At 64.5% G+C, this 25,248-nt stretch carries 23 protein-coding genes; 13 read left to right on the forward strand and 10 right to left on the reverse strand.

The features are described from left to right. Window positions 1–37 precede the first annotated feature (37 nt). Genes ACIGJE_RS11850 through ACIGJE_RS11860 form a run of 3 tightly spaced genes read right to left on the reverse strand, consistent with a single transcriptional unit; the run spans window position 38 to window position 3,299 of the window. Complete coding sequence (locus ACIGJE_RS11850; RefSeq protein ID WP_311933372.1) at window positions 38–565, reverse strand: DUF1254 domain-containing protein; 528 nt, start codon at window positions 563–565, stop codon at window positions 38–40. Further along, window positions 562–1,173, reverse strand: coding sequence for a DUF1214 domain-containing protein (locus ACIGJE_RS11855; protein ID WP_311933371.1), 612 nt, complete (start codon window positions 1,171–1,173; stop codon window positions 562–564). The genes ACIGJE_RS11850 and ACIGJE_RS11855 overlap by 4 nt, the downstream gene beginning before the upstream one ends. After that, window positions 1,170–3,299, reverse strand: a complete 2,130-nt coding sequence (locus ACIGJE_RS11860) for a transglycosylase domain-containing protein (protein WP_367624058.1) — start codon at window positions 3,297–3,299, stop codon at window positions 1,170–1,172. The genes ACIGJE_RS11855 and ACIGJE_RS11860 overlap by 4 nt, the downstream gene beginning before the upstream one ends. A gap of 262 nt (window positions 3,300–3,561) precedes the next feature. Between ACIGJE_RS11860 and ACIGJE_RS11865 the strand changes: the two genes are divergently transcribed. Together ACIGJE_RS11865 and ACIGJE_RS11870 are read left to right on the forward strand one after the other, a co-directional pair. Continuing rightward, window positions 3,562–4,017 (forward strand): VOC family protein, encoded by a 456-nt coding sequence (locus ACIGJE_RS11865; RefSeq protein ID WP_415084262.1) that lies wholly within the window; start codon window positions 3,562–3,564, stop codon window positions 4,015–4,017. A gap of 60 nt (window positions 4,018–4,077) precedes the next feature. Beyond that, the gene (locus ACIGJE_RS11870; RefSeq protein ID WP_367624056.1) at window positions 4,078–4,569 is read left to right on the forward strand and encodes a YcgN family cysteine cluster protein; all 492 of its coding nucleotides are present in this window, start codon (window positions 4,078–4,080) and stop codon (window positions 4,567–4,569) included. A gap of 792 nt (window positions 4,570–5,361) precedes the next feature. On the opposite strand, the gene ACIGJE_RS11875 is transcribed toward ACIGJE_RS11870, so the two are convergent. After that, window positions 5,362–6,150, reverse strand: coding sequence for a S1 family peptidase (locus ACIGJE_RS11875; protein ID WP_415084260.1), 789 nt, complete (start codon window positions 6,148–6,150; stop codon window positions 5,362–5,364). Between the two features lie 118 nt (window positions 6,151–6,268). Beyond that, complete coding sequence (locus ACIGJE_RS11880; RefSeq protein WP_415084258.1) at window positions 6,269–7,135, reverse strand: S1 family peptidase; 867 nt, start codon at window positions 7,133–7,135, stop codon at window positions 6,269–6,271. Between the two features lie 187 nt (window positions 7,136–7,322). On the opposite strand from ACIGJE_RS11880, the gene ACIGJE_RS11885 reads away from it, so the two are divergent. The 8 genes from ACIGJE_RS11885 (at window position 7,323) to ACIGJE_RS11920 (ending at window position 14,607) form a co-directional block, all read left to right on the forward strand. Beyond that, window positions 7,323–7,607 (forward strand): PepSY domain-containing protein, encoded by a 285-nt coding sequence (locus tag ACIGJE_RS11885; protein WP_311933365.1) that lies wholly within the window; start codon window positions 7,323–7,325, stop codon window positions 7,605–7,607. A gap of 10 nt (window positions 7,608–7,617) precedes the next feature. Then, on the forward strand, window positions 7,618–8,292 hold the full coding sequence (locus ACIGJE_RS11890; protein ID WP_068296769.1) for a response regulator transcription factor: 675 nt from the start codon (window positions 7,618–7,620) through the stop codon (window positions 8,290–8,292). After that, window positions 8,289–9,713, forward strand: coding sequence for an ATP-binding protein (locus tag ACIGJE_RS11895; RefSeq protein WP_415084255.1), 1,425 nt, complete (start codon window positions 8,289–8,291; stop codon window positions 9,711–9,713). The genes ACIGJE_RS11890 and ACIGJE_RS11895 overlap by 4 nt, the downstream gene beginning before the upstream one ends. 235 nt (window positions 9,714–9,948) lie before the next feature. Further along, entirely contained in the window at window positions 9,949–10,347 is a 399-nt protein-coding gene (locus tag ACIGJE_RS11900; RefSeq protein ID WP_311933362.1) for a hypothetical protein, read from the forward strand. Between the two features lie 221 nt (window positions 10,348–10,568). Then, window positions 10,569–11,711, forward strand: a complete 1,143-nt coding sequence (gene ccmI, locus ACIGJE_RS11905) for a c-type cytochrome biogenesis protein CcmI (RefSeq protein ID WP_415084253.1) — start codon at window positions 10,569–10,571, stop codon at window positions 11,709–11,711. Beyond that, on the forward strand, window positions 11,708–12,163 hold the full coding sequence (ccmE, locus tag ACIGJE_RS11910) for a cytochrome c maturation protein CcmE (RefSeq protein ID WP_311933360.1): 456 nt from the start codon (window positions 11,708–11,710) through the stop codon (window positions 12,161–12,163). Before ccmI ends, ccmE begins: the two co-directional genes overlap by 4 nt. Continuing rightward, window positions 12,160–14,145 (forward strand): heme lyase CcmF/NrfE family subunit, encoded by a 1,986-nt coding sequence (locus ACIGJE_RS11915; protein ID WP_311933359.1) that lies wholly within the window; start codon window positions 12,160–12,162, stop codon window positions 14,143–14,145. Before ccmE ends, ACIGJE_RS11915 begins: the two co-directional genes overlap by 4 nt. A 3-nt stretch (window positions 14,146–14,148) precedes the next feature. Next, window positions 14,149–14,607 carry a cytochrome c-type biogenesis protein gene (locus tag ACIGJE_RS11920; protein ID WP_311933358.1) on the forward strand — a complete coding sequence of 153 codons (459 nt, stop codon included), beginning with the start codon at window positions 14,149–14,151 and terminating at the stop codon, window positions 14,605–14,607. Window positions 14,608–14,717: 110 nt separating this feature from the next. Here the strand turns inward: ACIGJE_RS11920 and ACIGJE_RS11925 are convergent, their stop codons facing one another. The 5 genes from ACIGJE_RS11925 to ACIGJE_RS11945 all read right to left on the reverse strand — a co-directional run bounded on the left by ACIGJE_RS11925 (window position 14,718) and on the right by ACIGJE_RS11945 (window position 20,786). Beyond that, window positions 14,718–15,227 carry a Dps family protein gene (locus ACIGJE_RS11925; protein ID WP_068296793.1) on the reverse strand — a complete coding sequence of 170 codons (510 nt, stop codon included), beginning with the start codon at window positions 15,225–15,227 and terminating at the stop codon, window positions 14,718–14,720. A 181-nt stretch (window positions 15,228–15,408) separates the two neighbouring features. Continuing rightward, the gene (locus ACIGJE_RS11930; RefSeq protein WP_311933357.1) at window positions 15,409–16,296 is read right to left on the reverse strand and encodes an energy transducer TonB family protein; all 888 of its coding nucleotides are present in this window, start codon (window positions 16,294–16,296) and stop codon (window positions 15,409–15,411) included. Between the two features lie 85 nt (window positions 16,297–16,381). After that, window positions 16,382–19,072 carry a TonB-dependent receptor gene (locus ACIGJE_RS11935; RefSeq protein WP_415084250.1) on the reverse strand — a complete coding sequence of 897 codons (2,691 nt, stop codon included), beginning with the start codon at window positions 19,070–19,072 and terminating at the stop codon, window positions 16,382–16,384. Between the two features lie 181 nt (window positions 19,073–19,253). Beyond that, the gene (locus ACIGJE_RS11940) at window positions 19,254–20,219 is read right to left on the reverse strand and encodes a FecR family protein (RefSeq protein WP_415084248.1); all 966 of its coding nucleotides are present in this window, start codon (window positions 20,217–20,219) and stop codon (window positions 19,254–19,256) included. Between the two features lie 36 nt (window positions 20,220–20,255). Beyond that, window positions 20,256–20,786, reverse strand: a complete 531-nt coding sequence (locus tag ACIGJE_RS11945; protein WP_415084246.1) for an RNA polymerase sigma factor — start codon at window positions 20,784–20,786, stop codon at window positions 20,256–20,258. Between the two features lie 370 nt (window positions 20,787–21,156). Here ACIGJE_RS11945 and ACIGJE_RS11950 point away from each other — a divergent pair, with 370 nt between their 5' ends. The 3 genes from ACIGJE_RS11950 to ACIGJE_RS11960 all read left to right on the forward strand — a co-directional run bounded on the left by ACIGJE_RS11950 (window position 21,157) and on the right by ACIGJE_RS11960 (window position 25,138). Beyond that, on the forward strand, window positions 21,157–22,692 hold the full coding sequence (locus ACIGJE_RS11950) for a Do family serine endopeptidase (RefSeq protein ID WP_367624046.1): 1,536 nt from the start codon (window positions 21,157–21,159) through the stop codon (window positions 22,690–22,692). A 244-nt stretch (window positions 22,693–22,936) separates the two neighbouring features. Then, the gene (locus ACIGJE_RS11955) at window positions 22,937–23,617 is read left to right on the forward strand and encodes a response regulator transcription factor (protein WP_311933352.1); all 681 of its coding nucleotides are present in this window, start codon (window positions 22,937–22,939) and stop codon (window positions 23,615–23,617) included. A gap of 72 nt (window positions 23,618–23,689) precedes the next feature. Further along, entirely contained in the window at window positions 23,690–25,138 is a 1,449-nt protein-coding gene (locus ACIGJE_RS11960; protein ID WP_367624045.1) for a sensor histidine kinase, read from the forward strand. Window positions 25,139–25,248: the final 110 nt, after the last annotated feature.

Below are 25,248 nucleotides of genomic sequence, written 5' to 3' on the forward strand. Positions count from 1 at the left end.
TCTATCGAAAAATCTGTCGACGTTTCTGAACAACGCTCTAGCGACAGCTTGCGGGCTCCAGTCCCCGCTCCACATCGACCTGCTGGGTCGGTTCGGGCACGAGCGCACGCACCACGATCAGGCCCGTCGGCTCGGGGGCCTGAAGTCGCAAGGCAACCGGCAGATCCGGACCTTGCTTGGCCCTGATCTCGGCAAGCTGCGCCAGTGTGAACAAGGTCATCTCGAGCGCGCCGTTCGCGCCCGCACGGTCGGTCAGCGTGTAGAAATTGAGGCCTGCCGGCGTATAGAACGACACCGACAGAAAACCGGCATTCAGCGGAACGCGCACATGGACCGGGCCACCGGTGAGGTCGTAGCGGCAGAAAGCCGTTACGATGGCCGGGTCCGGTAGCGGCAATGGGGTCTTGTCGGCAGTCAGGATGACGAAACGTCCGAGTGGGGCGATTGCGCTCGCGCGCTGAAAGCCGGTCTGCCCGCTGAGGCGGGGTAGGGTGACGATCGTGGCCAAATGCACCACGACGCCGATGAGCAGGCCCGCGAGCGTCCATAACAGCCAGCGGATCACGGGGGGCCTCCAGCCACGCAGTCGAGCCGTTCGATTGCGGGAACGGCAATACTCCGGCCGGCCCCGAATTCCGTGGCGAGGCCTGTCGAGATCGGACTGTCATAAAGGCGCAGGATCAGGCTCATCGGTCCGGGGGAACTCGGCAGCCAGTTGCCGGGCTGGCTGTCGGGTGCCACGGTGACGGTCACCCGGCCTTCCTCGCCCCTCAGAACGGAAGCACTGGTGAAGCCGGCCCGGTTGCTGGGATTGCGGGCCAGCCTGTCGGATCGATCATAGAGGCTGAGGGTCCACCAGCGCGCCTGCGGCAGCATGGCCGAAAGGCGGTACCGGCAGGTGCCATCGAGCGCTCGCCCCGCCGAATCCTCCCACGCCGTGAAGGCAAGGCCTTCACCAGGCCCGAGAGGCAGGTCTCCACTGCGGGCGATGCGCGCGCGGCTATAGCGATCGGCCCCGAGCGGGTCGGCCAGGGGCCATGCCGTCCAGGGACCGAAGCGCAGGGCGCCGAGCTGGAAATCGGCCCCGGTAGCCCACCAGGTGAGACCGAGCCCCAGCGCGCCGCCGAGGGCAAGGGCATAGACCAGCCCCAGGATCGCGGAGAAACCTTTCATTCGATGGCCGAAACCGGCGCCGGGCGGCGCATCTGGGCTGCCTGCCTGGCAGGCGAATGATCGGCCTGCTCGATCAGGGTGGCGACGTCCCGCAGGATCTGTGTCGCGTTGCGGGTGAGGACAGGCGGCGGCGCAGGAGCCATCTGCGCCGCATCCGCCGTATCGGGGGCCGACGGTTCGGCCTTGCTGGGCTGCTGCACCGGCGGGAAGGGGGCAACGCCGGGGATCGGCCGGATTTCCACGCCTTGGTGAGCGACGGTCATCACCTGCTGCCAGGTCATGGCCGGAAGGGAGCCGCCGGTCATCTCCTCCGTGGGCTGGAAATTGTCATTGCCATACCAGACCCCACCGATGAAGTTACCGGTAAAGCCCATGAACCACGCGTCGCGATAGGAATTGGTGGTGCCGGTCTTGCCGGCCACCTTGATGCCGGGCAGCTGGGCTCGCTTGGCCGTGCCGTTTTCGACCACGCTGTTGAGCATGCCGTTCATATCGGCGATGATCTTGGGGTCGATCACCACCGGATCCTCGCGGGCGGGATCGAACTTATGCAGAAGGTCGCCCTTGGCATTGCGGATCTCCAGCGCGGCATGGGGGGGCGCCTTGTGTCCGCCGGACGAGAAGACGCCATAGGCGCCGGTCATCTCCAGGAGATTGACGGCCTCGACCCCGATCGGCAGGGCCCAGGACTCCTTGAGCTCCGTCTCGATGCCCATGGTTTTGGCCGTCTCGATGATCATGCGCCGGCCGTCGGCGGCGCTCTTGCTGAGGGCCAGGGAGATCTTGACGGGGATGACGTTGATCGAGCGGGTGATGGCCTGTGTCAGCGTGATCGGACCGGAGAATTTGTGGCCGAAATTCTGGGGACACCAGTTTCGGATGCAGACGGGCGAATCCACCACGATGGATTTGGGCGTGAAGCCGTTCATCAAGGCGGTGGCATAGACGAAGGGCTTGAAGGAGGAGCCGGGCTGGCGCAGGGCGTCCGTGGCCCGGTTGAACTGGCTCTGGCTATAATCGCGTCCGCCCACCATGGCGCGTACAGCGCCGTCGGGCTCCATGACCACGATGGCACCCTGGTGCACGTTGTAGTCCTTGCCATATTGGCGCAGATTCGATTCCAGGGCGTTTTCCGCCGTTGCCTGGATGATCGGATCCAGCGCTGTGCGCACCACGAACACGGATTCGCTGCCCAATGCCCCGTCATCGGCGAGGTCGGCGATCTCGCCATAGGCCCAGTCCAGATAATAGTCGGGTGCCTTTTCCCGCGCCCGATCGACCGGCGTGGCCGGATTGCGGCGGGCACCGGAGACCTGGCCTTCGGTCATGAAGCCGGCGTCGACGAGATTGCTGAGCACCTGGTTTGCACGCCCACGCGCCGCCGCGAGGTTGTTGGTCGGTGCGTATTTGGTCGGTGCCTTGAACAGGCCGGCCAGCATGGCCGCTTCCGCCAGGGAGACGTCGCGCACCGACTTGCCGAAGTAATATTGCGCCGCCGCCTCGATGCCGAAGGCACCCCCGCCCATATAGGCGCGGTCGAGATAGAGCTTGAGGATTTCGTCCTTGCTCAGATGCCCCTCGAGCCAGAGCGCCAGATAGGCCTCGCGGATCTTGCGTTCCAGCGTGCGCTGGTTGGACAGGAAGAGATTCTTGGCGAGCTGCTGGGTGATCGAGGAGCCGCCCTGCACCACGCCGCTCGCCTGGCTGTTGACGGTGAGCGCGCGCAGCGTGCCGATGACATCGATGCCGAAATGATCGTAGAAACGCCGGTCCTCGGTGGCGAGCACGGCCTTGATGACATAGTCGGGCATGTCGGCCAGGGCGACGCTGTCATTGCTGCGGATGCCGCGCTGGCCGACGATGTTGCCGTAGCGATCCTCGAAAGTGACGGCGATGTCGGCGCGGCGCAGCCAGTCATCGCCGATCTGGCGGATTGCCGGCTGCATCAGCATCAGGCCGAAGATCATGCCGGCCGTGCCCAGCGTCAGCCCCTCGCAGCCGACTTCAACCAGCATCCGGCGCCAGCCCGAGACCTGGAACCTGTTGGAGATGTCGGAGCCGCGCTCGATCCCGGCCCGCACTTTCTGCCACGACGCATAGACGGCGTTGTCGAGCCACGAGTCCAAACGAAGGGCGGCGCGGCTCAGGCGCTTTCGAAAGGACGGCTCTGGCTTGCGTTCAGGCACGATGGAACCAACCGGTACGCGAAAGACGTCAGGATGGACAGTCTAACCCCCGGTCGCCGATCCTGAAAGACCCACGCTGATTTTCCGCCGGGCATGGCAAATGCCATGGCTTGCGAAATTTTTTATTCGTGCCTGTCGGCGCCGGATGTGGCGCGTCGTCCTTGGGATAAGTCCGAGAGTTTTGCCCATGAGGAGGAAGACCATGGCTGAAATCGCCCCGAACGGCATGAACACGCTGTCGCCCCATCTGGTCTGCGATGGCGCAGCCGATGCCATCGAATTCTACAAGAAGGCTTTTGGCGCCGAAGAGATGATCCGCCTGCCCGGACCCGACGGCAAGCTGATGCATGCCTCGATCAAGGTCTGCGGCAGTTCGGTCATGCTGGTCGACGCGAACAAGCAATGGGGCCTGCTATCGCCCAAGATGCTCAACGGCACCCCCGTGACCATCCATCTCTTCGTCGCCGACGTCGACGCTTTCGTCGCCCGCGCTGTCGAGGCGGGCGCCGAAGTGGCGATGCCGGTGCAGGACATGTTCTGGGGAGACCGTTATGGCGTGATCAAGGACCCCTTCGGGCATCATTGGTCGATCGCCACCCATCAGCGCGATCTCACCGTCGAGGAAATCCAGGAAGGTATGCGCAAGATGGCCTGCTGAAGCGCTCCCTTCCGGCGGCCCGCCTTCTCACGAAGGGTGACTCTGACCGGCTGTTCCGCTATGGCAACGGCGATGGAACAGCCTTCGAAGCCCTTCTGGAAGACCAAGCCCCTGGAGGCCCTCTCGCCGGAGGAATGGGAGAGCCTTTGCGACGGCTGCGGGCGCTGCTGCCTGGTCAAGCTCGAGGAAGAGGAAACCGGCGACACCTATTTCACCGATGTCGCCTGTTTCATGCTCGAATGCCACAGTTGCCAATGCTCCGACTACGAGCATCGCAAGCGTCATGTTCCTGACTGCGTCACGCTGACGCCCGAGCTGGTGCGCACCATCGATTGGCTGCCGCCGACCTGTGCCTATCGGTTGGTCGCCGACGGCGAGGATCTCTATTGGTGGCATCCCCTGGTTTCGGGGGACCCCAATACCGTGCACCAGGCCAATGTCTCGGTGCGCGGCAAGGTCAAGGCCGACGACAAGCAGGTGGGCGAGGGCGAGTGGGAAGAGCACGTGGTGCGTTGGCCCGCGCGCGTACCCAAGGCGGCTCGCAGGCGCTGAAGCCTGTGTGAAGGCGACGCTCCGCCGCTCTGCCTGAAACGTCAGGATGGGAGCCGTGGCGGTTGCCTGCGGGCTTTCCTGACGCAACGGCAGCAAACGCCATTCGAGCGAGCCGAAGACGGGTGGAATCGCGGCGACGGGGAAACGGCATGGCACCGCATCGTCGAGCATCGCTGTGCGGACATTCTGGGAATTGCCCCACTCGGGCAGCATTCCAGCAACACAGCACGCTTATCTTTGCATCATTCAAAAGGAGTTGCGGGATGGAAACGCTTGTCGATATCGGCTCTGCTGCCGTGCTCATGATCTTGGCGGGCATGATCTTGCATGTTGCCCTGTCCATGCCGGTCTGAGGTTAGAAAATACTAAGTTTACTCTTTGGTAAACATGTTTTGTCGAAGGAGAGGAGTTTGTGCGTTTTCGCACAGAGCGAATACGCGCAAATGTTCGAAATAGGGCGTGTTGAACATCAGATTCGGGGGAAGATTGATGACACGTGCGCAACTGGTTTTCGATCGTCCTGAGCGGGTGGCGGGCTTCGGCCGCGTGAATCCCTCGGCGGCTGGACGGCATCTCAGTTTTGCGATCTCGACTCTGTCCTTTGTCGTGATCGCTGCCTCCGTCTTGTTCCTTGCTTCATTCTTCTAAGCTCGGCCGCCGGCATTGGCCGTTTCGAGCGCGACCATGGGGCTGCATGTGACCTCGGAAAGCAGTGCTCAGGATTGAAATAGCGAGGGCAGGGGCCACAGGAACGATCGCAGGGCCTGCGATCGCTGGCGATGAGCGTCTCGCTTACTGAAAGCGCACAGGGGAGCCGGCTCTGTCGGCCATGGTCTCGATGAAGGAGCGATAGGCCGAGACGGCGGTGACGGCGGTGATCGTGCCGCAATCGCGCCCCTTGCCACCCATCACGGCCGAGATCACGCCGACCAGTACATAGCTCGCACCCTGGCGCTGGAACACCGGGCCGCCCGAATCGCCCCGGCAGATGCCGTTGTTGTTGATGGTGCGGCGGGTTGCCTTGTGATCGATCAGGAAGAGCTGGTGGGATTTGCTGTCGATCTGGTCCAGCATGTCGAAGCGCCGTTCACGCAGCTTGCCGGCGCTGCTGACCACGCGATCGCGGCTCATGCCGAAGCCGGCGACCTGGACGTCGACGAAACTGCCGTCATCGGCGATACGCGAGGCCAGCGGCACCGGCACCAGCCAGTCGGGAAAATCGTGGTCGACCCGGATCAGCGCGATATCGTTGATCGCGGCCGAAGTGCCGAGCGCCGTGACGTCGAACTGGGGATGGATCGCCACCTGGGTCGCTTCGGCAAAGCGGAAACGGAACTGGGTGTCGAGGGCGCGGATGCGATAATCGCCATGCCCGCTCAGGAAGCAATGAGCAGCCGTGAGCACAAGCTTGCGGGAAATTACCGTACCACTGCATTTGGTGCCGCTCGGCCCGGTGATCTGCACCACATGACTGCGCACGCCGGTGGGATCGGTGACGTCGCGACCGCCTTTGATCGCCAGGGCTGGCATGGTGAGGGTCACGAAGGACATGACAGCGGCGGCGAGGCGGGTTTTCATCATGGCTAAGCTGTAGAGCATTTCCAACCAAAACCAAATTATTGCGCGTTCGGGCGGATTCTTCTTGAGCGAGTCTCGGATTCGACCTGGAAGAATCGGCCGGGTCTCAAACGCCGGGCGGTCATGGCAGGGACGCTCCCATTCGCGCTGCATTGCTGCGAATCCAGGGTAGGGCGGTACCCAGCAGGGCCACGCCCGTCATGCCGCCGCAGCCCCGACCGCTATTGGCGCCCACGGCCGAGGCCAGCACGCCCACGAGCATGCCCTCGCGCAGCACCGGACCGCCCGAATCGCCCTGGCAAGCGCCGCCGACCCCGCTGCTTTCGCGCAGGCGCAATTGCACCCTGGAGATGGGCGGAGCTCCTTCCAGCGCGATCTCGCGCAGGACGCCGCCGCTCTTGCCGGCATTCTGGGCAGTCAGGCCGAATCCGGCGACGCGGTAAACCGCACCCGCGATGCCTGCTTCAGCCGTCAGGGAAAGCGGCGCATAGCCCGCCAGGGGCGTATCGAGCTTCACCAGGGCAAGATCGATGGTGAAATGCCGTTTGTCATAGGCCTTGGCATCGAATTGGGGATGGATCGCCACGCTGCCGAGCTGTGACAGCACCGGCTTGCCGGCCTGATAGGTCAGCAGGCGGTAATTGGCGCCCTTGCGCACGCAATGACCCGCCGTCAGCAGAAGATCGGAAGCAATGACGGTGGCCGAGCAAAAACTGCCGCGATCGGAGACGATCATCACGACATGGCGGGCCATATCGGCGGCTGCCGGGCTGCCGCCGACGATGGCATGGGCGGGCAACGCCGACACAAGAGCCATGACCAGAGCTATGACCAGGCTCAGAAGAGCGATCATGGGTGAGCGCAGGACCCAGGTCGACATCGATGCCAGCATCCGTGACTGGCGTGGCCTGGGCGAGCACCAGCCGGCACCTGTCGTATTAACGGGGCGCTCCTTCTGGCGAAAGGCGGGATTGAGCATTACGTTCATGCCGTGTTCAGTGGCTCTGCACAATGATGATGGCTCGAATCGAGGGGAATTGCGGCGAAATCTAGAGCAAGGCGCGTCGGGCGGAAATGCCGCCTTGTTCTAACTCCTTGTTTCGGCGCGTTTTTGGATTTTGCACGAGGCGAGCTATAGCAGAAGGATGAGGATGGGGCGGATATCTTCCTTAGCCGTGGCCCTTGCCCTGGGACTGGGGTGGTTTGTGGCGTTGCAGCCGGCGATGGCTGCCTGCGTCAGCCTCAGCGAGGCGCGCCCGCTCGTGAAGTCAGGTACGATCGTGCCTCTTCTTTCGGCATTGGGTGCTGCTCGACGTGCGGTAAAGGGAGAGATGATCGACGGCAATTTGTGTGGAGACCCTGGCAATTACCGCTATGTCGTCACATTTCTGGGGACCGATGGTCGGGTGATAAGAGCGACGATCAACGCCAAGACCGGCGAAGTCGTAGGTGTGAAGTAAAGGAATACCGATGCGGCTTCTCGTGGTCGAGGATGATCAGGATCTCAACCGCCAACTGGTCAAGGCGCTTGAAGAGGCCGGCTATGCCGTCGACCGGGCCTTCGACGGCGAGGAAGGCCATTTCCTCGGTGATACCGAACCTTATGATGCCGTTGTGCTCGACGTCGGGCTGCCGAAGCTCGACGGCATTACCGTGCTCGACCGCTGGCGCCGCGCCGGCAAGGTGATGCCGGTGTTGATCCTGACCGCCCGGGATCGCTGGTCCGACAAGGTGATGGGATTCGATTCGGGGGCGGACGATTACGTCGCCAAGCCCTTCCACATGGAAGAGGTCCTGGCACGTCTTCGCGCGCTCATCCGCCGTACCACCGGCCATGCCACCAATGAACTCGTCTGCGGCCCCGTGCGCCTCGATGCCCGGGCCGGCCGCGTGGTGGTCGACGGCAACCCGATCAAGCTCACCTCGCATGAATATCGGCTGCTGGCCTATCTGATGCACTATACCGGGCGCGTCGTGTCGCGCACCGAATTGGTCGAGCATCTATACGACCAGGATTTCGACCGTGATTCCAATACGATCGAGGTGTTCGTCGGCAGGCTGCGCAAGAAACTGGGTGTGGATGTGATCCAGACCGTGCGCGGCATGGGCTATATCCTCACGCCGCCGGACGCCATGCGCGTATGACCACACGCTCGCTGGCCTTCCGCCTCTTCGTCGCCGCCGCGGCCTGGGTGGTGGTGGTGCTGGTGGTGGCGGGCGTGGTGCTCTCCTCCGTCTACCAGCATGCGACCGAGCGCTCCTTCGACGAGCGCCTGCATGTCTATCTCAAGACGCTGGTCGCCGATATCGCCGGCGCGGATGTGGGCGACCGCACGGCGCCAGGCGCCATGGGCGAGCCCCGTTTCGAGTTGCCGCTGTCGGGCTGGTACTGGCAGATCAACCGCCTCGACAAGCCGGCTTCCAATGGATCCAAATCGCTGTTCGAAGCGACCTTGCCGAGCCTCGACGACCAGAACACGCCCGGCGAACCCAGCGGTGTGCGCGAGGGCTATATCAAGGGCCCGGACGATCGCCGGCTGCGTGCCGTCGAGCGTCTGATCGATCTTGGGGAGGACGGCCGCTACCGGGTAACCCTGGCCGGCCCTGCCGATGAGATCGACAGCGCCATTTCCGACTTTCAATATTCGCTGCTGCTGACCTTTACCGCACTTGGCGTCGGGCTGCTCGCTGCGATTCTGCTGCAGGTACGCTTCGGCCTCAGGCCGCTTTCGCGCATCAGCGGTGCGCTGGCGCGCATGCGCACTGGCGAGGCGGCCAAGCTGCCGCCGGACCTACCCGACGAGATCGTGCCGCTTGCGCGTGAACTGGATGCGCTGGTCGACGCCAACCGGGAAGTGGTCGAACGGGCCCGCACCCATGTCGGCAATCTCGCCCACGCCCTGAAGACGCCCTTGTCCGTCATCGCCAACGAGGCGGGTACGGCGCCGGCCAGTCCCTTGGCCGAACAGGTGGGCCGACAGGTCGGCGTGATGCGCAAGCAGATCGATCACCACCTCCAGCGCGCGCGCATCGCCGCCGCCGTCAGCGTGGTGGGAACGGTGACCGAGATCGCACCGGTGATCGAGGGGCTGGTCCGGGCCATGGAGAAAATCCATGCCGTCAAGCGCCTGAAGATCACGGTTCAGGTCGATCCGGCGCTGCGTTTCCGCGGTGAGAAGCAGGACATCGAGGAAATGACCGGCAATCTCATCGACAATGCCTGCAAATGGGCGATCAGCGAGGTAATGATCCGGACCGAGGCGTTCCACCTGGATGGCGCGATGTTCGCCCGGATTATCATCGACGATGACGGACCGGGCCTGTCACCCGAGAAGCGCGCCGAGGCGGGACAGCGCGGCAAGCGGCTCGACGAGACCAAGCCCGGCACCGGCCTCGGCCTCGCCATCGTACAGGATCTCGTCTCGCTCTATGGCGGCCGTTTCAATCTCGATGAAGCACCGATCGGCGGTCTGCGGGCCATCCTCGATATTCCCGCCCTGCAGGGGCCGGTACCAACAGCCGGCGCCCGGCCATCCTCGCGAAGCGGTGAAGGCGCGACGGTCTAGAACCAAACACGTTCAGATGCGAACACTTGTTGGTTCGACTTCTCCAGTCCGGCGCGTCTTTGCGATTTCTGGTGGTTCCACCAAGTCGCAAAACCGGTTGGGCCGGTATCAGGATCACTTTCTCGTATCACGCGGAACACCTGCCCCTTGCGACACTGAGAGACGGTTGGCGCGGGGCGTTTTTGCGTGTAAGGCTGCCGACAGCTTATGCTCTTATGCTTAGGTCAGGGGTCCTATGACAAAATCGATCGTCAAGCTGTTTGGCCTGGCTGTGGTGGCGCTGCCGCTGGCAGGATGCGGGCTTACCAGCTCGACCACCCAGCCGACCGTCGCCGCCGCGCCGCCCACGCCTGCCACCAGCAATTCGCCGATCCTCGACAGCCTCGATCCCGCCGATCGCGCCCGCGCCGAGCAGGCTCGGCGCACGGCCCTGGATGGCAAGGCCAAGGTCAGCATCGACTGGAAGAGCGACAGCAACGCCACCACCCATGGCAGCGTGGTGGCCGGGCCACTGCAGAACCAGGGTGCGGCTCCGTGCCGGCAATATTCCCAGACCGTCTACAAGGACGGCGTGCCGAGCGTCGCCCGTTCGACGGCGTGCCGGCAGCCGGATGGCGGTTGGGTCAACAGCTGAGGCGTTTTGCGATTGGGCGGAAGGGCCGGGAATCGCAGCGACGCGTCGGGACGACAAGCCGGAGCGAAGAGGTGTTCGGTCATGAACGCGCTTTGCTGCGGCGATATCTGGGCGGGCGGGGGTGCGGTCGCGCACGCTGCCCGCAGCCGATGGGTGATAAGGCGTCTCTGCGCGTTTGAAACGCCCAAATTAGGCCTTATGGCCAGCGCAAGAGATCTCGAATGCTCCTTTGGATAGCCCTGGCCGCCATGACCGGCCTCGCAGCTCTGGCATTGCTGTGGCCGCTGGCGCAGCGTGGCGGCGCCGTGACGCCGCAGGCATCCGATGTCGCCATCTACAAGGACCAGTTGGCCGAGATCGATCGCGATCTCGAGCGCGGGCTGATCGCCGGGAGCGAAGCGCAGGCCGCCCGCATCGAGGTCTCCCGCCGGCTGATCGAGGCCGATGAGGGAGAGAAAGCCGAGAAGGACCGGCAGCCGGCCGCGCAGGCGGCCAGCGGGCGGCGGAGGTTTGCCGCGTGCGTCGTCCTGGTGGCGGTCCCGCTGCTCAGCCTTGGGCTCTATGCCTATCTTGGCTCGCCGTCGAGTCCCGACCAGCCCCTGGCGGCCCGGCTGGACGGCAATATCGAAAACGCCTCGCTCGATGAACTGGTGGCCCGGGTCGAAGCCAAGCTGGCGGAGAATCCCGAAGATGGCCGCGGCTGGGAATTGATGGCGCAGATCTATCTGCGCCAGCAGCGCTTCGAGGATGCCAAGCAGGCCTACGCCAACGCCCTGCGGCTGCTGGGATCGACCGCCGAACGCGAGGCCAATTTCGGCGTCGCCGTCGTCGCTGCCGCCGACCGCATGGTGACGGCCGACGCCAAGGCCGCCTTCCAGCGGGCCCTCAAGCTCGATCCCAAGGAATTCCGCTCCGCCTATTTCCTCGGTCTCGCCAAGGAACAGGACGGCGACAAGAAGGGGGCGATCGAGGCCTGGCAGGCCCTGATTGCCGACAATCCCAATGCTGCCGACTTCCTGCGGCAGGAAATCGCCAGGGTCGGCGGGCAGCCCGGATCTGCTCCCGATGGCGCCGCTCCCGATACGGCTGCACGTGGCCCTTCACAGGACGATGTCAGGGCCGCCCAGGCGATGACTCCGCAGGAGCGCGGCAAAATGATCCAGGGCATGGTGTCCGGGCTGTCCGAGCGGTTAAAATCGCAAGGGGGCAGCCCGGAGGAATGGATGAAGCTGATCAAGGCCTATAGCGTGCTCGGGCAGGCGGACAATGCCCGCACTGCGCTCGCGGATGCCCGCAAGGCCCTGGCCAATTCGCCCGATGCCGTCAGGCAGATGGACGAGCTTTCGAAGGCATTGGGTCTATGACGCGCAAGGGCAGACGTCTGGCGATGATCGGCGCAGCCGGTGTGGTCCTCGCGGCTGCGGTGGGCCTGGTGCTGTTCAGCCTGGGCGGCACCATGTCCTATTTCGCCGGTCCGAGCGACATCGTTGGCAAGCAGACCACGCCAGGCCAGCGCTGGCGGCTGGGCGGTCTGGTGGAGCAGGGCTCCCTGCAACGCGGCAGCGCGTCGGAGATCACCTTCACGGTGACCGATACCAACAAGTCGATCAAGGTCGTCTATTCGGGTATCGTGCCCGATCTCTTCCGCGAGGGGCAGGGCGTGGTGGCCGAGGGCGTGGTCGACAGCGCCGGTGTCTTCCAGGCCGATACGCTGCTGGCCAAGCATGACGAGAAATACATGCCCAAGGAAGTGGCGGATGCGCTGAAGGCGCAAGGCCACTGGGAAGAGGGCGGCGCCTACGGGAAAAAGCCATGATCGTCGAAGCCGGCCACTACGCACTCGTTCTCGCCCTCACGCTCGCCGTGATCCAGTCGGTGCTGCCGCTGTGGGGCGCTCGCGCGGGCGATCTCGGGCTGATGCGCATCGGCACCAGTTCCGCCCTGTTCCAGCTTCTCTTCGTTGCCATGGCGTTCGGCGTGCTGACCTATGCCTATGTCAGCTCGGATTTCTCGCTTACCAACGTGTTCGAGAATTCCCATTCGGCCAAGCCGCTGCTCTACAAGATCACAGGCGTGTGGGGAAACCATGAGGGCTCGATGCTGCTCTGGGTCCTCATCCTGGCGTTTTTTGGCGGGCTGGTGGCCGCCTTCGGCCGCAACCTGCCGCCGACGATGAAGGCGACCGTGCTGGCGGTGCAGGCCTGGATCAGCGCTGCCTTCCTCTTGTTCATCCTGCTCACTTCCAATCCCTTCACCCGCCTCACGCCAGCACCGATGCAGGGGCAGGATCTCAACCCGATCCTGCAGGATGTCGGCCTCGCCATCCATCCGCCGCTTCTCTATCTGGGCTATGTCGGCTTCTCCATCGCCTTTGCCTTTGCGGCTGCCGCATTGATCGAGGGGCGCATCGATGCCGCCTGGGCGCGCTGGGTCCGGCCCTGGATCCTGCTGGCCTGGATCTTCCTGACCCTGGGCATCGCCATGGGCTCCTATTGGGCCTATTACGAGTTGGGCTGGGGCGGCTGGTGGTTCTGGGACCCGGTCGAGAATGCCTCGCTGATGCCGTGGCTCGCCGGTACGGCGCTCCTCCACTCCGCTTTGGTGATGGAAAAGCGCAATGCCCTCAAGGTGTGGACGATCCTGCTCGCGATCCTCACCTTCTCGCTCTCCTTGCTCGGCACCTTCCTGGTGCGCTCGGGCGTGCTCACCTCCGTGCACGCCTTCGCCACCGATCCCAGGCGCGGCGTGTTCATGCTGGCGATCCTGGTGCTGTTCATCGGCGGTGGCCTCAGCCTGTTCGCCTGGCGCGCTTCAGCCCTGAAGCAGGGCGGCATCTTCGCGCCGATCTCGCGCGAGGGCGCGCTGATCCTCAACAATCTCCTGCTCACGGTGAGCTGCTTTGCCGTGTTCATCGGCACGCTCTATCCCCTGGCGCTGGAGGCCCTGACCGGCGGCAAGGTGTCGGTCGGTCCGCCCTTCTTCGACCTGACCTTCGGGCCGCTGATGCTGGCGGTGCTGGTGGTGATGCCGTTCGGCCCCTTCCTTGCCTGGAAGCGCGGTGACCTGGCCGGTGCCATGCAGCGCCTCGCTGCTGCGATCGGCCTCGCTATCCTGGCCGCGCTGGTGACGCTATGGCTCAAGCAAGGCGGGCCGGTGCTGGCGCCGCTCGGCGCGGGCCTCGCCTTCTTCATCATGGCGGGAGCGGTGGTCGAGATCGCCGGGCGCATCAAGCTGTTCCGCGAGCCGCTGGGATCCAGCCTGCGCCGGGCAACCGGCCTGCCGCGGTCGGCCTTCGGCACGGCCTTTGCCCATTTCGGCGTCGGCGTGACGCTGATGGGCGTCGTTGCCGCCTCGGCCTGGCAATCGGAGACCATCGTGGCGATGAAGCCCGGCGATACCGCCGGCTTCGGACGCTTCCAGGCCACCTATGTCGGCGCAGTACCCAGGCGCGGCTCGAACTATACGGCCACCGAGGCGCAGTTCGTCATCCGCCGCGATGGCGTCGAGATCGGCCGTATGACGTCCTCCAAGCGTTTCTACCCGGCGCGCCAGATGCCGGTGACGGAAACGGGCATCAGCACCCATGGTTTCGACCAGATCTATATCGGCCTCGGCGACAATCTGCCGGATGGTGCCATTGCGGCGCGGCTCTATGACAAGCCGCTGATCACCCTGATCTGGCTCGGCTGCCTGATCATGGCGTTGGGCGGCCTGTTGTCCCTGTCGGACCGTCGCCTGCGCGTCGGCGCTCCCAAGCCGGCGCGCCGACTTGCCCAGACCATGCAACCGGCCGAGTAGGCGATGGTGAAGCGTTTCATCCTCGCCTGCCTTTTCGGCCTCATGGTGCTGCCGGCCCTGGCCGTGCAGCCGGACGAGGTCTTGCCCGACCCGGCCCTCGAGGCACGCGCCCGCGCGCTGTCGGCGCAGCTGCGCTGCATGGTCTGCCAAAACGAGTCGATCGACGATTCGAATGCCTCGCTCGCCAAGGATCTGCGCATCCTCGTGCGCGAACGCTTGAAGGCCGGCGACAGCGACGCTGAAGTCAAGGACTTCCTGGTTGCCCGCTATGGCGATTTCATCCTCTTGAAGCCGCCTCTGGAATGGCGAACGCTCGCTTTGTGGTCGGGACCGCCCGCATTGCTGTTGCTGGGCGGCATCGCCATCTTCCTGTCGACGCGGCGGCGGCACGCCGCCGCTCCTGCACCGCTCAGTTCGGATGAGCAGGCCAGGGTCGACGATATCCTCAAGCGGGAAGGCTAGAGCATCGTGCCGAAAAGCGGACGCTGATTTTCGGCAAAAGCGATGCGACAACAATAGCCTGCAGCATCGGATCGCCCCGGCTGCCGAGCTCGCGGTGCTGAAGAGCTTTGCTATCGGCCGGTCTCGAACAGGAACCAGGCCCGGCGTTCGGTTTCGTCGATCCAGTTTTCGATCAGGCTGGCGGTCGCGACATCGCGGTGTTCGTCGCACAGATCGTGGGTCTCGCGCAGGAAGCCGACCAGGCGCTTGTTGTCGTCGAGCAACTCGGCGAGCATGTCGCCGGGCGTGACGAAATCGGCATCATTGTCCGACAGGCGCTGCAGCCGCCCGATATGGCCAGCCGAGCGCAGTGTGGTGCCGCCGATCTTGCGGACCCTCTCCGCGATGGCGTCGGTCATGGCGAAGATCTGATCGGCCTGCTCGTCCAGCAGCAGATGATAGTCGCGAAAATGCGGGCCGGAGACGTGCCAGTGGAAATTCTTGGTCTTCAGATAAAGGGTGAACACGTCGGCAAGCAGCGTCGTGAGTGCGCCTGACAGATCCTTTGTCGCATTGGAACCCAGATCGGTGGGGACCCGCAGATCCGCCGTCTTCAATGCCTTCGCCTTGTCCTTGGCCATCAAGTCGTTTCCTTTTGCTATCAGGTCGGTGGCGCTCCTCTCCAGCCAAAGCGGAACCATGACAGAGAGGCAGCCTTCATAGAACATCGCTCGGCCAGCAAGGTTCATCGCGGATCGAGCTTGGACAATCGTCGGGCCGCCATGGCCCTGTCTGCTTTGCCTGGTTGCTCGTGCACCGATCTCATCTTGAATCAAACCGAACCGGCGCGGTGATGGTCCGGCTGACGCCAGCCGGCGGCGCGGGAACGGGCGATGCCCTCCGGACCAGGGACAGTACCTCCTGATCGAGTTCGACAGAACCCGAGGAGCGGGCGAGCGAGGCTGCCAGCACGTTGCCCTCATCGTCGATCCGGAAGCGGACATAGGCAATACCGCGTTCACCGCGCGAACGGGCGCCGGCTGGATAACGCTTGCGCCGTTCGAGATGCGCCATCAACTGCGAGCGCCACTCCGCCGGCGCCTGGCCGGACAGCTGGCCGGAGCTGGTTTGCCGGGCCGCGTTGCGGCTCGACTGACTGGCCTGGACCTGTGCCACGACGGCCGCCTTCGAAGCCTCCTGGGCGTGCTGAGGGCGTGGCTTGGCTGGCTTTTGCTTGGGCGGCTTTTTTGGCTCTGGCCGGAGAGCCGTCTGCTGCCTCGCCTTCACCTTGATGGGCCGCTGCTGGGGGAGCTGTACTTCGGCTTGTGTGACCTGCGTCTGCGGCGTTTCCATTATTGGTTGCGGCTTGGCCGCCTCCGTTACCGGCTCCGGAGCCTGGACCTCCTCGATGGGGTCGGCGGGCACGGGTTCCTCGGGCGCCGGGGCTGCTTCGCTGGCCGCCTGGGGTTCCGCCGCCTGCAGGTCGGGAGAAATCTCGTTGGTCTGGGTCTGCATCGCCTCCGGGGTCGGCGCGAGCTCGATCATGATCGCCGGCGGCGGAGCATCGGCGGAAGGCGCCGCCGGCGACGGCCACAGACACCAGATGGCAACCCCAAGGTGCAGGCTGAGCACGACAAGACCCGAACCGGCCCAGAGAGCCAGATCCGCGAGGCGGCTCCTGGAGCCTGAGACGGTTTGCCAATCGGTCACGATGGGGCGCCTTCCGGTACGCACTCCAGCCCGACCGGGGCTATCGTGGGATAGCTGGCCTCGCGCAGCGTGTTCATCGGCGCCGTCAGAATGTGGCGGTCAGCGAGGCGTAGAAGGTGCGCCCCGGGCCCGGTTGCTGCACCAGGCTCAGGGGGTCGACGTAATATTGGTCGGTCAGGTTCTCGACGCGGACGCTGCCCGTGAGGTTCTTGCTGAACTTGTATTCGGCGAAGACGTCCACCAACGTGTGCCGTTTCCAGTCGACCAGGGCGATGAACTGGGACGCACCCTGCGCCGTCACGTCGCCATGGCCGATGGCGCGCGCGCCGACATGGGAAATCCGCCCGCCCACGGTGAGCGCATCGTCCATCAATTTCTGGGACAGCGTGAGCGCCAGCGAATAGCGGGGCGGAATATGGTTGGTCGAATAGTCGGCATAGAGCGACTTGTTCTCGCAGGTCCCGGCGGTACGGCAGAATTCGACATTGGTGTAGTAGTTGGCCGCAAGGTCCGCCGTGAAGCCGCCGAGCTCATAGCGTCCGGACAGTTCCAGGCCGGAAAAATGGGCGCGGTCGATGTTGAAGATGCGCATGCCCGACACGCCATTGGGGAAGGTGTACCATTGGCGGGCGATGTAGTCGTCGACTGTCCAGTCGAAATAGCCCAGCTTCAGCATGCCCCTGTCATTCGCCGACAGCAGGCCCTCCCGGCGCAGATTGGTGCCGATTTCCCAATTGCTGGAACGCTCGGGCTTCAGATGCGAGTTGACGTTCATGGTGAAGGCCGAGACCGATTCCATGATGCTGGGCAGCCGCATCGCATTGGAATAGTTGACGTAGAACTGGGTGCCGTCGAAAGGCTCGACCGTCACGCCGATCGAGGGGCCGATGCCGCCCTTGGCCAGCCTGGTGTCGTAGGTGTAGTCGGGGCGCACCAGTTCGGGGGCATTGCGGTCCTCGGACCAGAAATACTGGTAGCGCAGCCCCCCGTTGAGGGTGAGCCAGTCGACGGGCCGCCAGGCGGCCTTGGCGAAACCGGCGGCTTCATGGCGGATGCCGTCGCGCAGGTCCAGCCAGGTTTCGGCCTCCTTGGTGCCGCGGCTCGGGCGAGTGTCCTCGCCCCGATAGGACAGGCCATAGGTCAGGTCGGCCGAACCATAGGCCAGCTGGAATTTGGAGGTGTTGGTGATCTCGGCACCCCACATGTCCGTGTCGGAACCGGAGCGGAAGTCCCCCGGCTTGGGCGGCCTGTAGCCGGCGCGCAGCGGATTGCGCATCTCCAGCTTGCTCCACCACAGATTGGTCTTGAGGTTGATGAGGTCGTTGTCCTCAGGTTTCCAGCGGTAGCGCAGCGTGACGCTGTCCACCGAGGTTCCTGTGGTCTGTGCCTGCTGGACCGCCTGGCCCCGGTCATTGGTGAGCCGGGAGGCGAGAAGGTCGCCGGCCTCGCTGCGAAAGCCGTTATAGCCGAGCTGCACGCTGTGGCCGTCGCCGAAGCGCACCGTTCCCTTGGCGATCCAGGATTGCGTCTCCAGCTGGGTGTTCAGCACTTCCTCGCCGGCGCGATAATTGGCGATGCCGCCATTGTCGATATAGTCCGTGTAGTTCTGGCAGTAGGTGGGCGTGGAGCAGACGCGGCGTGGCCCCAGATGGATGGGATAGGCGGAAGGCCCGTTCGTTCCCGCATGATAATTGCCCTGCTTGCGATAGGCGTAGCCGGCGATCAGGTCGAAATTCTCCTCCTTCACCGCAGCCACGACGCTGCCCGAGCCGCTCGTCGGCGACAGGAGGGCCGGCCGGTCCATGCCGGTCGGCGAGGGCGTGGCCACCGGGGAGGCCCAGGAGGCGTAGGGCCACTGGTAGCCGGCCACCGCGCCGGCTTTCGGCGAAGAGGTATTGGTGCCGAAACCGCCACGGACCCGCACGCCGTAATTCTTGCCGTCCTGCACGATGTCGGCGGCATCGAGCGTGCGCATGGCGACGGTGCCGGCAATGCCGTTGGAGGTGACGTCCGATCCCTTGGTGATGTCGATGCCGCCGAGCAGGTCCGGGTCCACGAAGGTGCGGTTGGACGTGCCCTGATAGCCCTGGTAGACGGTCACGGCATTCTCGGCTCCGTCGACCGTCACCGCGACGCGGCCCATGCCCTGCATGCCGCGGATGTTGACGTCGATGGCACCGGCACCGTTGCGCGCTTCGCCCGATGTCACGCCCGGCGTGCCCCGGAAGATGTCGGCCGGGCTCGATCCCCGGAAGCGCTCGATGGCCTTTTCCGAAATGTAGGCGGTGGGTGCCGGCGTCTCATAAGGGGCCTCCTGCTGATTGCTGCCCTGGCCGGCCGTCACGGTGATGACGTCGAGGACCAGCGAGCCGTCATCGGCAAGCGGGGCCGCCGTGCCGGCAGCACGCCCGCTGATGGTCACGGTGTTGGCGCTGGTGAAGCTGTAGGAGAGGCCTGTGCCCGCGAGAAGGCGCGAAAGCGCCTGTTCGCGGGTGTAACTGCCTGATAGGGCAGGGCTGGTCCGGTTGGCGACCAGGGACGAGGCGAACAGCAACCGCAACCCGGCTTGATCGGCAAAGCGAGTGAGCGCCGGGCCCAGGTCCTGCTGGCGGATGTCGAGGCGAATACTGCCCTGCTGTGACGTTTGCGCATAGGCGGTGCCGCCGCACCATGCCGACGCCAGCACCATGCCGATCGATACCGACCCCAAAAGTGCGATCCTGGTGAGGCCGCCAAAGCCGCACCCCTTGTTATGTCCCGATCTTCTGCCGTCCATCAATCCCGCCCCGCTGACCAAAGGGGGGAGGGCAGGCGTTTCCTGAAAACATCTGCCAGACCCCCATATCTCCAGGACGAAACGAACCCGGCGATCTTGCACCGCGCCGGCAGAAAAATTTCGGAGTGCTCCCGGAAGCGGGGCGCGGAACCATGTCGCAAGCGCTCGACGGGCGGCGACTTCAGTGCAGGATGGTGACGAAGGGCAGCCGCGTCACCTTGACGGGGAGCGTCGCCTCAATGGTGGAGAGCACGGATTCCGGGTCGGCAAGCTCGAACACCCCGGTCACTTCCAGCGACTGCAGGCGGGCGCTGGTGATCACGATCCTGCCGCGGCGCTGACGCTCGATTTCGACCACGACATCGCTCAGCGGCCTCTGGTTGAAGATGAGCTTGCCCCTGCGCCAGGCTGTCTCGGATTCGGCATCGACGGGTTCGGCTGCGGAGGGCTGCCGGCCTGTTCCATAGCGCACTCGCTGATCGGCTGCCGCGAGCACGCCTGTGCCGGGTTGGGCGCCAGCCGTCACGTCCACTTGTCCCTCCACCACGGTAACGACCACTTCCTGCGAACGGATGTCGACGTCGAACACCGTGCCCACGGCCCGGGCAAGGCCGCCATCGGCCGCCACCACGAAGGGCCGTCCGGTGTCCGGCCTGACCTGAAACAGCGCCTGGCCCGCGAGCAGTTCCAGGTGCCGCTGGGCGGCATCGAAGGAGACGTTCAGCGCGGTGTCGCCGTTGAGAAGGGCGGTGGAGCCGTCCGGCAGGGTTATCGTCGCGCGCTCTCCCGCACCGGTGCTGTGGTCGGCGAACAGATGCGGGCGCAGAAGGCTGGAGCCGGCGACGGCCAATCCGCCGATCGCCACCCCGCCAAGCACGGCCCGTCTCGTCAATTTGGCGCGAGCATTGCGCTGGACCTTGTCTCCGGCAAGGCCGATGCCATGCCAGATCGTCTCGGCCTCGCGGGCAGCCAGTTCATGTTCGCGGCTCTGCCTGCGCCAGGCCGCGAAAGCCTCATGGTCGGCTTTGCCAGCCTGGCCGGAATGGAGCCTGACCAGCCAGTCGATGGCCGCGTCGCTGAGTGCGAGATCGGCCTGCTGCCTCTCTTGGCCTGGTTCCGTCTGTCTGGTCGGCGTTCTCGTCACCATCCGCTCCCGGCAATCTATACGCGCTCGGCCGAGAGGTCAGGCGATGGCGCGGAAATGGTCGCGGCAATGTCGTAGCGCCTGGGCGAGGTAGCGTGCCACCATGCTTTCGGAAACGCCGAGTCGCTTTGCGATGTCCCGATGGGAAAGGCCGTCGCAGCGATTCAGCAACAAGGCCGTGCGTGGCTTGGCTGCGAGTTTGGCCAGGCCGATGGCCAGGAAACGCAATTGGTCGCAATCGATCGTGATCGTCTCTGGTGACGGTGCGCTGTCGGCGACCGCCTGGAGAATGGCTTCGTCGCTGAGGCAACGGGCCGAATGCCGACGATCCTTGCGGGCGAGATCGATGGCGATGTTGCCGGCGATGCGTAGCAGGAAAGCCTGCTGGTCCTGAATGGGGCCTCGCGTTCCCTTCATGTCCGCCAGCCGAAGCCAGGTTTCCTGGACGGCCTCCTCCGCGAGATCGTGCGAGCCACTGCGTTTGCGCAGCAGGCTGCGCAGCGTCTTCCATTGGCGCAGATAGAGCGACATCAGGTCGTCACGGGCATCGGTCGTGGTGAACGTCGTCATCGGCGTGGCATCGGAAATGGAAACGAAGTCGCGCTTCGGGAGGGCGATGCGCGTCAACTCAATGCAGGACCTGATATCCCATCAATAATTTCCCTGCAACATCAATAGTTTAGATGGATTCTAAGGGGCGCGGAAAACCGGTGCCGTCCGGTGGGATGTGCGGTTATAGTGCGAGAGGGGCCGGCATCCAGCCGGTGGGACATGCTCTCGAGCGGGAAAAACTGCGTCTTACTAAAGAGTAATCCGGCGGAAAAAGAGCCGTAATGTTGGTCAGGGCATTGTCACCGGCAACGGCGCTGAATGGGGGCGCTGAAGCAAAGGCGACCGGTCTATCCCTACGGAAGGCCGTGTCATTATGGAGCCTATCACGATGAATTCATCCGATCATGACATGAAGCCGAAGGCCGGTATCCTCGCCCGCCGCCGCACGCGCCTGATGGCTGCCGTGTTCGGCCTTGGCGTCGCCGGCGCGGTTGCCGGCAACTTCGTGGTCATGCCATCCGTCACGCCCGCTTTCGCGCAGACCCAGAGCCAAGCCGTTCAATCTGGCGTCGCGCAGCCGGGCTTTGCCGATATCGTGCAGAAGGTGCGGCCGGCAGTGGTTTCCATCAAGGTCAAGACCGAAACCAATGCCAGCGCTTCCGACGACGACAATGACGGTGCGCCGGCCAATCCGTTCGAGTTCTTCTTCAACGGGCCCGGTGGCGGCAACATGCAGCCCGGCCGGCCTCGCAAGCAGTTCGGCATGGCGCTGGGCTCCGGTTTCTTCATCTCGGCTGACGGCTATGTCGTGACCAACAACCATGTCGTCGACCATGCCAAGGAAGTCGATGTCGTCACCGATGGCGGCAAGACCTATACGGCCAAGGTGATCGGCGTCGATCCGAAGACCGACCTCGCCTTGCTGAAGGTCCAGGACGATGCGGGCAAGTTCCCCTTTGTCGAACTCGAACTGCAGAACGAACCGCGCGTGGGCGATTGGGTCCTGGCTGTCGGCAATCCCTACGGCCTGGGCGGTACCGTGACGGCGGGCATCGTGTCGGCGCGTGGCCGCGATCTCAACAACTCGACCTATAACGACTTCCTGCAGATCGACGCTCCGGTCAATCGCGGCAATTCGGGCGGGCCGACCTTCGACCTCTCCGGCCGCGTCATCGGCGTGAACACGGCGATCTACTCGCCGTCCGGTGGCTCGATCGGCATCGGCTTTGCCATTCCCGCCGAGACGGTTTCGCGCGTGGTCTCGCAGCTCAAGGCCGATGGCCAGGTGACGCGTGGCTATATCGGCGTGCAGATCCAGCCGGTCACCCAGGATATCGCCGACTCCATCGGCCTGAAGAAGGCTTCGGGTGCCCTGATCGCCGACGTCACCAAGAACGGTCCTGCCGCCAAGGCCGGCCTGCAGTCGGGTGATGCCATCACCGCCGTCAACGGCAAGGAAGTCGGCGATTCCCGCGAGCTTGCCCGTGCCATCGCCGATGTGAAGCCCGGCGAGACCGCCGACCTGACCGTCTGGCGCGACGGCAAGGAGCAGAGCGTCAAGGTCGAGACCAGCAAACTGCCGGGCGACAAGCAGCTGGCCGATGCGCGCTCGCAGCAGGATGACGACACCGGCGGCAAGAGCTCGCTCGCCAGCCTGGGCGTCGAACTGGCGCCGGCTGCTGCCGTTGCCGGTGCCGGCAAGGCCGGTGTGGTCGTGACCGATGTCGATCCGGGCAGCCCCGCCGCCGAATCGCTGCGCCCGGGCGACGTCATCCTCGACATTGCCGGCAAGCCGGTGAGCAATGTGCGCGAGGTTCGCGAGATCCTTTCGAGCGCCAAGGCCGACTCCAAGCGCACCGTGCTGCTGCGCGTGAAGAACAATGACGGCCTGCACTTCGTCGCCCTGCCGATCGGCAAGGCCTGATCCGAGCTGAGACGCCGATGCGGCTGCCCGTCACGGGCGGCCGTGACGGCACCTTGGCTCGAATCCATGTCCCCCCACCCCGTTCGCTCTGGTCGGAGCAGATCGGGATGGGGGGTGCATTCTTGAAAACACCGTGTGAATGCTGCGGGCGCGGATCATTGCGCCCCTATGAGGTGACCTCGAAATGTGGCAAAGCTCGTCTCAGACGCCTTCAACTCGAAATCTGAATGAGTCTGAAACCAAAATGCGTATTCTGATCGTCGAGGACGACCGCGACGCAGCCGCCTACCTGGTCAAGGCCTTCTCGGAAGCGGGACATGTTGCCGACCATGCTGCCGATGGCTTGAGCGGCTATGCCATGGCCAAGGACGGTCCCTATGACGTGCTGATCGTCGATCGCATGCTGCCCAAACTCGATGGCCTTTCGATGATCTCCCGCCTGCGCCTCGAAGGCACGCAGACGCCAGCCCTGATCCTGTCCGCACTGGGCGAGGTCGATGACAGGGTCAAGGGCCTGCGCGCCGGGGGCGACGACTATCTGCCCAAGCCCTATGCCTTCTCCGAGCTCCTGGCTCGGGTCGAGGTCCTGTCGCGCCGGCGTCCCGGCAAGGGCGAGGAAACGGTCTATCGGGTCGGGGATCTCGAACTCGACCGCCTGTCCCATGTGGTCAAGCGGGCCGGGGAAGAGATCGACCTTCAGCCGCGCGAATTCCGGCTGCTCGAATATCTCATGAAGAATGCCGGCCAGGTGGTGACGCGCACCATGCTGCTCGAGCATGTCTGGGACTATCATTTCGATCCCGGCACCAATGTCATCGACGTCCATGTCTCGCGCCTGCGCTCCAAGCTCGACAAGGGCTTCGAGAAGCCGCTGCTGCACACCATTCGCGGGGCGGGCTACATGATCCGCGACAGTGCGAAATAAGCCATCCCGGCAGGATTCCACCGCGTGAAGATGAGGAGCACTGCGTCGGGGGCGGAATCGGAAAGACTGGCTGTGACCGGACTGCGGAAACTCATCCGAACCACGGCCTTCAAGCTGATGGCCGCCTATCTGCTGGTGTTCACGCTGTTCGCGGCTTCGCTGCTGGGCTATTTCTTCTGGAATGCCCAGCGCCTCCTCGGCTCGCAGATCAGCAATTCCATCAATGCCGAGATCAACAGCCTCAGTGACGAATATGCCCAGGGCGGCGTGATGCTGCTGGCCTCGACCATCGAGGCCCGCACCCGCCGGCCGGGATCGCTGCTCTATCTGCTCACCACGCCGCAGGGGGAGGCGCTCGTCGGCAATGTCAGCGAACTGCCCGACGGCGTCCTCGACAAGCCAGGCCTCAGCAATATTCCCTATCGTCGCGACGATGGCGGCAAGGCCGGTCCGCGCACGGCGCTGGTACGGGTTTTTGCCCTGCAGGATGGCTACAAGCTCCTCGTCGGCGTCGATCTCGACGAGCAGAGCCGCGTGCGTGCGATCATGTTCAATGCGGCGCTGTGGTCGGTCGGCTTGATCATGTTGCTCGGCGTGGCCGGCGGCTGGTTCGTGGCGCGGCGCGTGCTGCATCGCCTCGACGACATCAATGCCACCAGCCGCTCCATCATCGACGGGGACCTCACCCGCCGCCTCAAGGTCGCCGGCACGGATGACGAATTCGACAGGCTGGCCTCGACGACCAATGCCATGCTGGATCGCATCCAGGAGCTGATGGCGGGCCTCAAGGAGGTTTCCGACAACATCGCCCATGATCTCAAGACCCCGTTGACGCGCCTGCGCAATCACGCCGAGGAGGCGTTGCGAACGGCGAAGGACGAGGATGCCTATCGCGCTGCGCTCGATCGCACCATCGAGGAGTCGGACGGGTTGATCGGCACCTTCAACGCTCTCCTGATGATCGCGCGGGCGGAAGGCGGCCGTATCGACGGGGCGCTCAGCGAGTTCGATGTCGCCGAGGCCGTGCATGCAGTGGCGGAGCTCTACGAACCCGTTGCCGAGGAGAGCGGTGCCAGGATCGTGGTGGCGGCGCAATCGCCCTTGGCGCTGCACGGCAACCGCGAGCTGGTCAGCCAGGCTTTGGCCAATCTCATCGACAACGCCCTCAAATACAGCCCCAAGGAGGAGGGCGGACCGGCTGGCGACGTGACGATTGCAGCCGAGAAACGCGACGGGCGCGTCATTCTCAGCGTGGCCGATCATGGCGCCGGCATTCCGCAGGCCGACCGGCAGAGGGTGCTGGAACGCTTCGTCCGGCTGGAATCGAGCCGCACGCGCCCGGGCTCCGGCCTTGGCCTGGCGCTCGTCTCCGCCATGGTGAAGCTGCATGGCGGCACAATCCGCTTGGAAGACAACCAGCCGGGTCTACGTGTGGTGCTGGAATTGCCCGACAAGCCCGCCGAGGAGCCGGTGCCGTCCAAGCTCGCCCTGCGCCGCCCGGGCTTGCGCGTTCGCTCCTGAACCGGACACTTGCTCGAGAGCATGCTACGTCGTAGCGACGGCATTCGAAGTCAGCCATTTGCGCATGCGAATTGTTTGAACCAATGCTATCGCCAAGGAACGACAAGAAG

This window comes from Labrys sp. E2SS-1L (assembly GCF_057073705.1).

What these genes read in the sequence shown, in the direction of transcription:
- ACIGJE_RS11855 (WP_311933371.1), bottom strand. Translation starts at nt 1,173, where the DNA reads ATGAAAGGTTTCTCCGCGATCCTGGGGCTGGTCTATGCCCTTGCCCTC.
- ACIGJE_RS11925 (WP_068296793.1), bottom strand. Translation starts at nt 15,227, where the DNA reads ATGGCCAAGGACAAGGCGAAGGCATTGAAGACGGCGGATCTGCGGGTC.
- ACIGJE_RS11865 (WP_415084262.1), top strand. Translation starts at nt 3,562, where the DNA reads ATGGCTGAAATCGCCCCGAACGGCATGAACACGCTGTCGCCCCATCTG.
- ACIGJE_RS11895 (WP_415084255.1), top strand. Translation starts at nt 8,289, where the DNA reads ATGACCACACGCTCGCTGGCCTTCCGCCTCTTCGTCGCCGCCGCGGCC.
- ACIGJE_RS11940 (WP_415084248.1), bottom strand. Translation starts at nt 20,219, where the DNA reads ATGGTGACGAGAACGCCGACCAGACAGACGGAACCAGGCCAAGAGAGG.
- ACIGJE_RS11945 (WP_415084246.1), bottom strand. Translation starts at nt 20,786, where the DNA reads ATGACGACGTTCACCACGACCGATGCCCGTGACGACCTGATGTCGCTC.
- ACIGJE_RS11935 (WP_415084250.1), bottom strand. Translation starts at nt 19,072, where the DNA reads ATGGACGGCAGAAGATCGGGACATAACAAGGGGTGCGGCTTTGGCGGC.
- ACIGJE_RS11900 (WP_311933362.1), top strand. Translation starts at nt 9,949, where the DNA reads ATGACAAAATCGATCGTCAAGCTGTTTGGCCTGGCTGTGGTGGCGCTG.
- ACIGJE_RS11875 (WP_415084260.1), bottom strand. Translation starts at nt 6,150, where the DNA reads ATGATGAAAACCCGCCTCGCCGCCGCTGTCATGTCCTTCGTGACCCTC.
- ACIGJE_RS11955 (WP_311933352.1), top strand. Translation starts at nt 22,937, where the DNA reads ATGCGTATTCTGATCGTCGAGGACGACCGCGACGCAGCCGCCTACCTG.
- ACIGJE_RS11890 (WP_068296769.1), top strand. Translation starts at nt 7,618, where the DNA reads ATGCGGCTTCTCGTGGTCGAGGATGATCAGGATCTCAACCGCCAACTG.
- ACIGJE_RS11950 (WP_367624046.1), top strand. Translation starts at nt 21,157, where the DNA reads ATGAATTCATCCGATCATGACATGAAGCCGAAGGCCGGTATCCTCGCC.
- ACIGJE_RS11915 (WP_311933359.1), top strand. Translation starts at nt 12,160, where the DNA reads ATGATCGTCGAAGCCGGCCACTACGCACTCGTTCTCGCCCTCACGCTC.
- ACIGJE_RS11880 (WP_415084258.1), bottom strand. Translation starts at nt 7,135, where the DNA reads ATGAACGTAATGCTCAATCCCGCCTTTCGCCAGAAGGAGCGCCCCGTT.
- ACIGJE_RS11920 (WP_311933358.1), top strand. Translation starts at nt 14,149, where the DNA reads ATGGTGAAGCGTTTCATCCTCGCCTGCCTTTTCGGCCTCATGGTGCTG.
- ccmI (WP_415084253.1), top strand. Translation starts at nt 10,569, where the DNA reads ATGCTCCTTTGGATAGCCCTGGCCGCCATGACCGGCCTCGCAGCTCTG.
- ACIGJE_RS11870 (WP_367624056.1), top strand. Translation starts at nt 4,078, where the DNA reads ATGGCAACGGCGATGGAACAGCCTTCGAAGCCCTTCTGGAAGACCAAG.
- ccmE (WP_311933360.1), top strand. Translation starts at nt 11,708, where the DNA reads ATGACGCGCAAGGGCAGACGTCTGGCGATGATCGGCGCAGCCGGTGTG.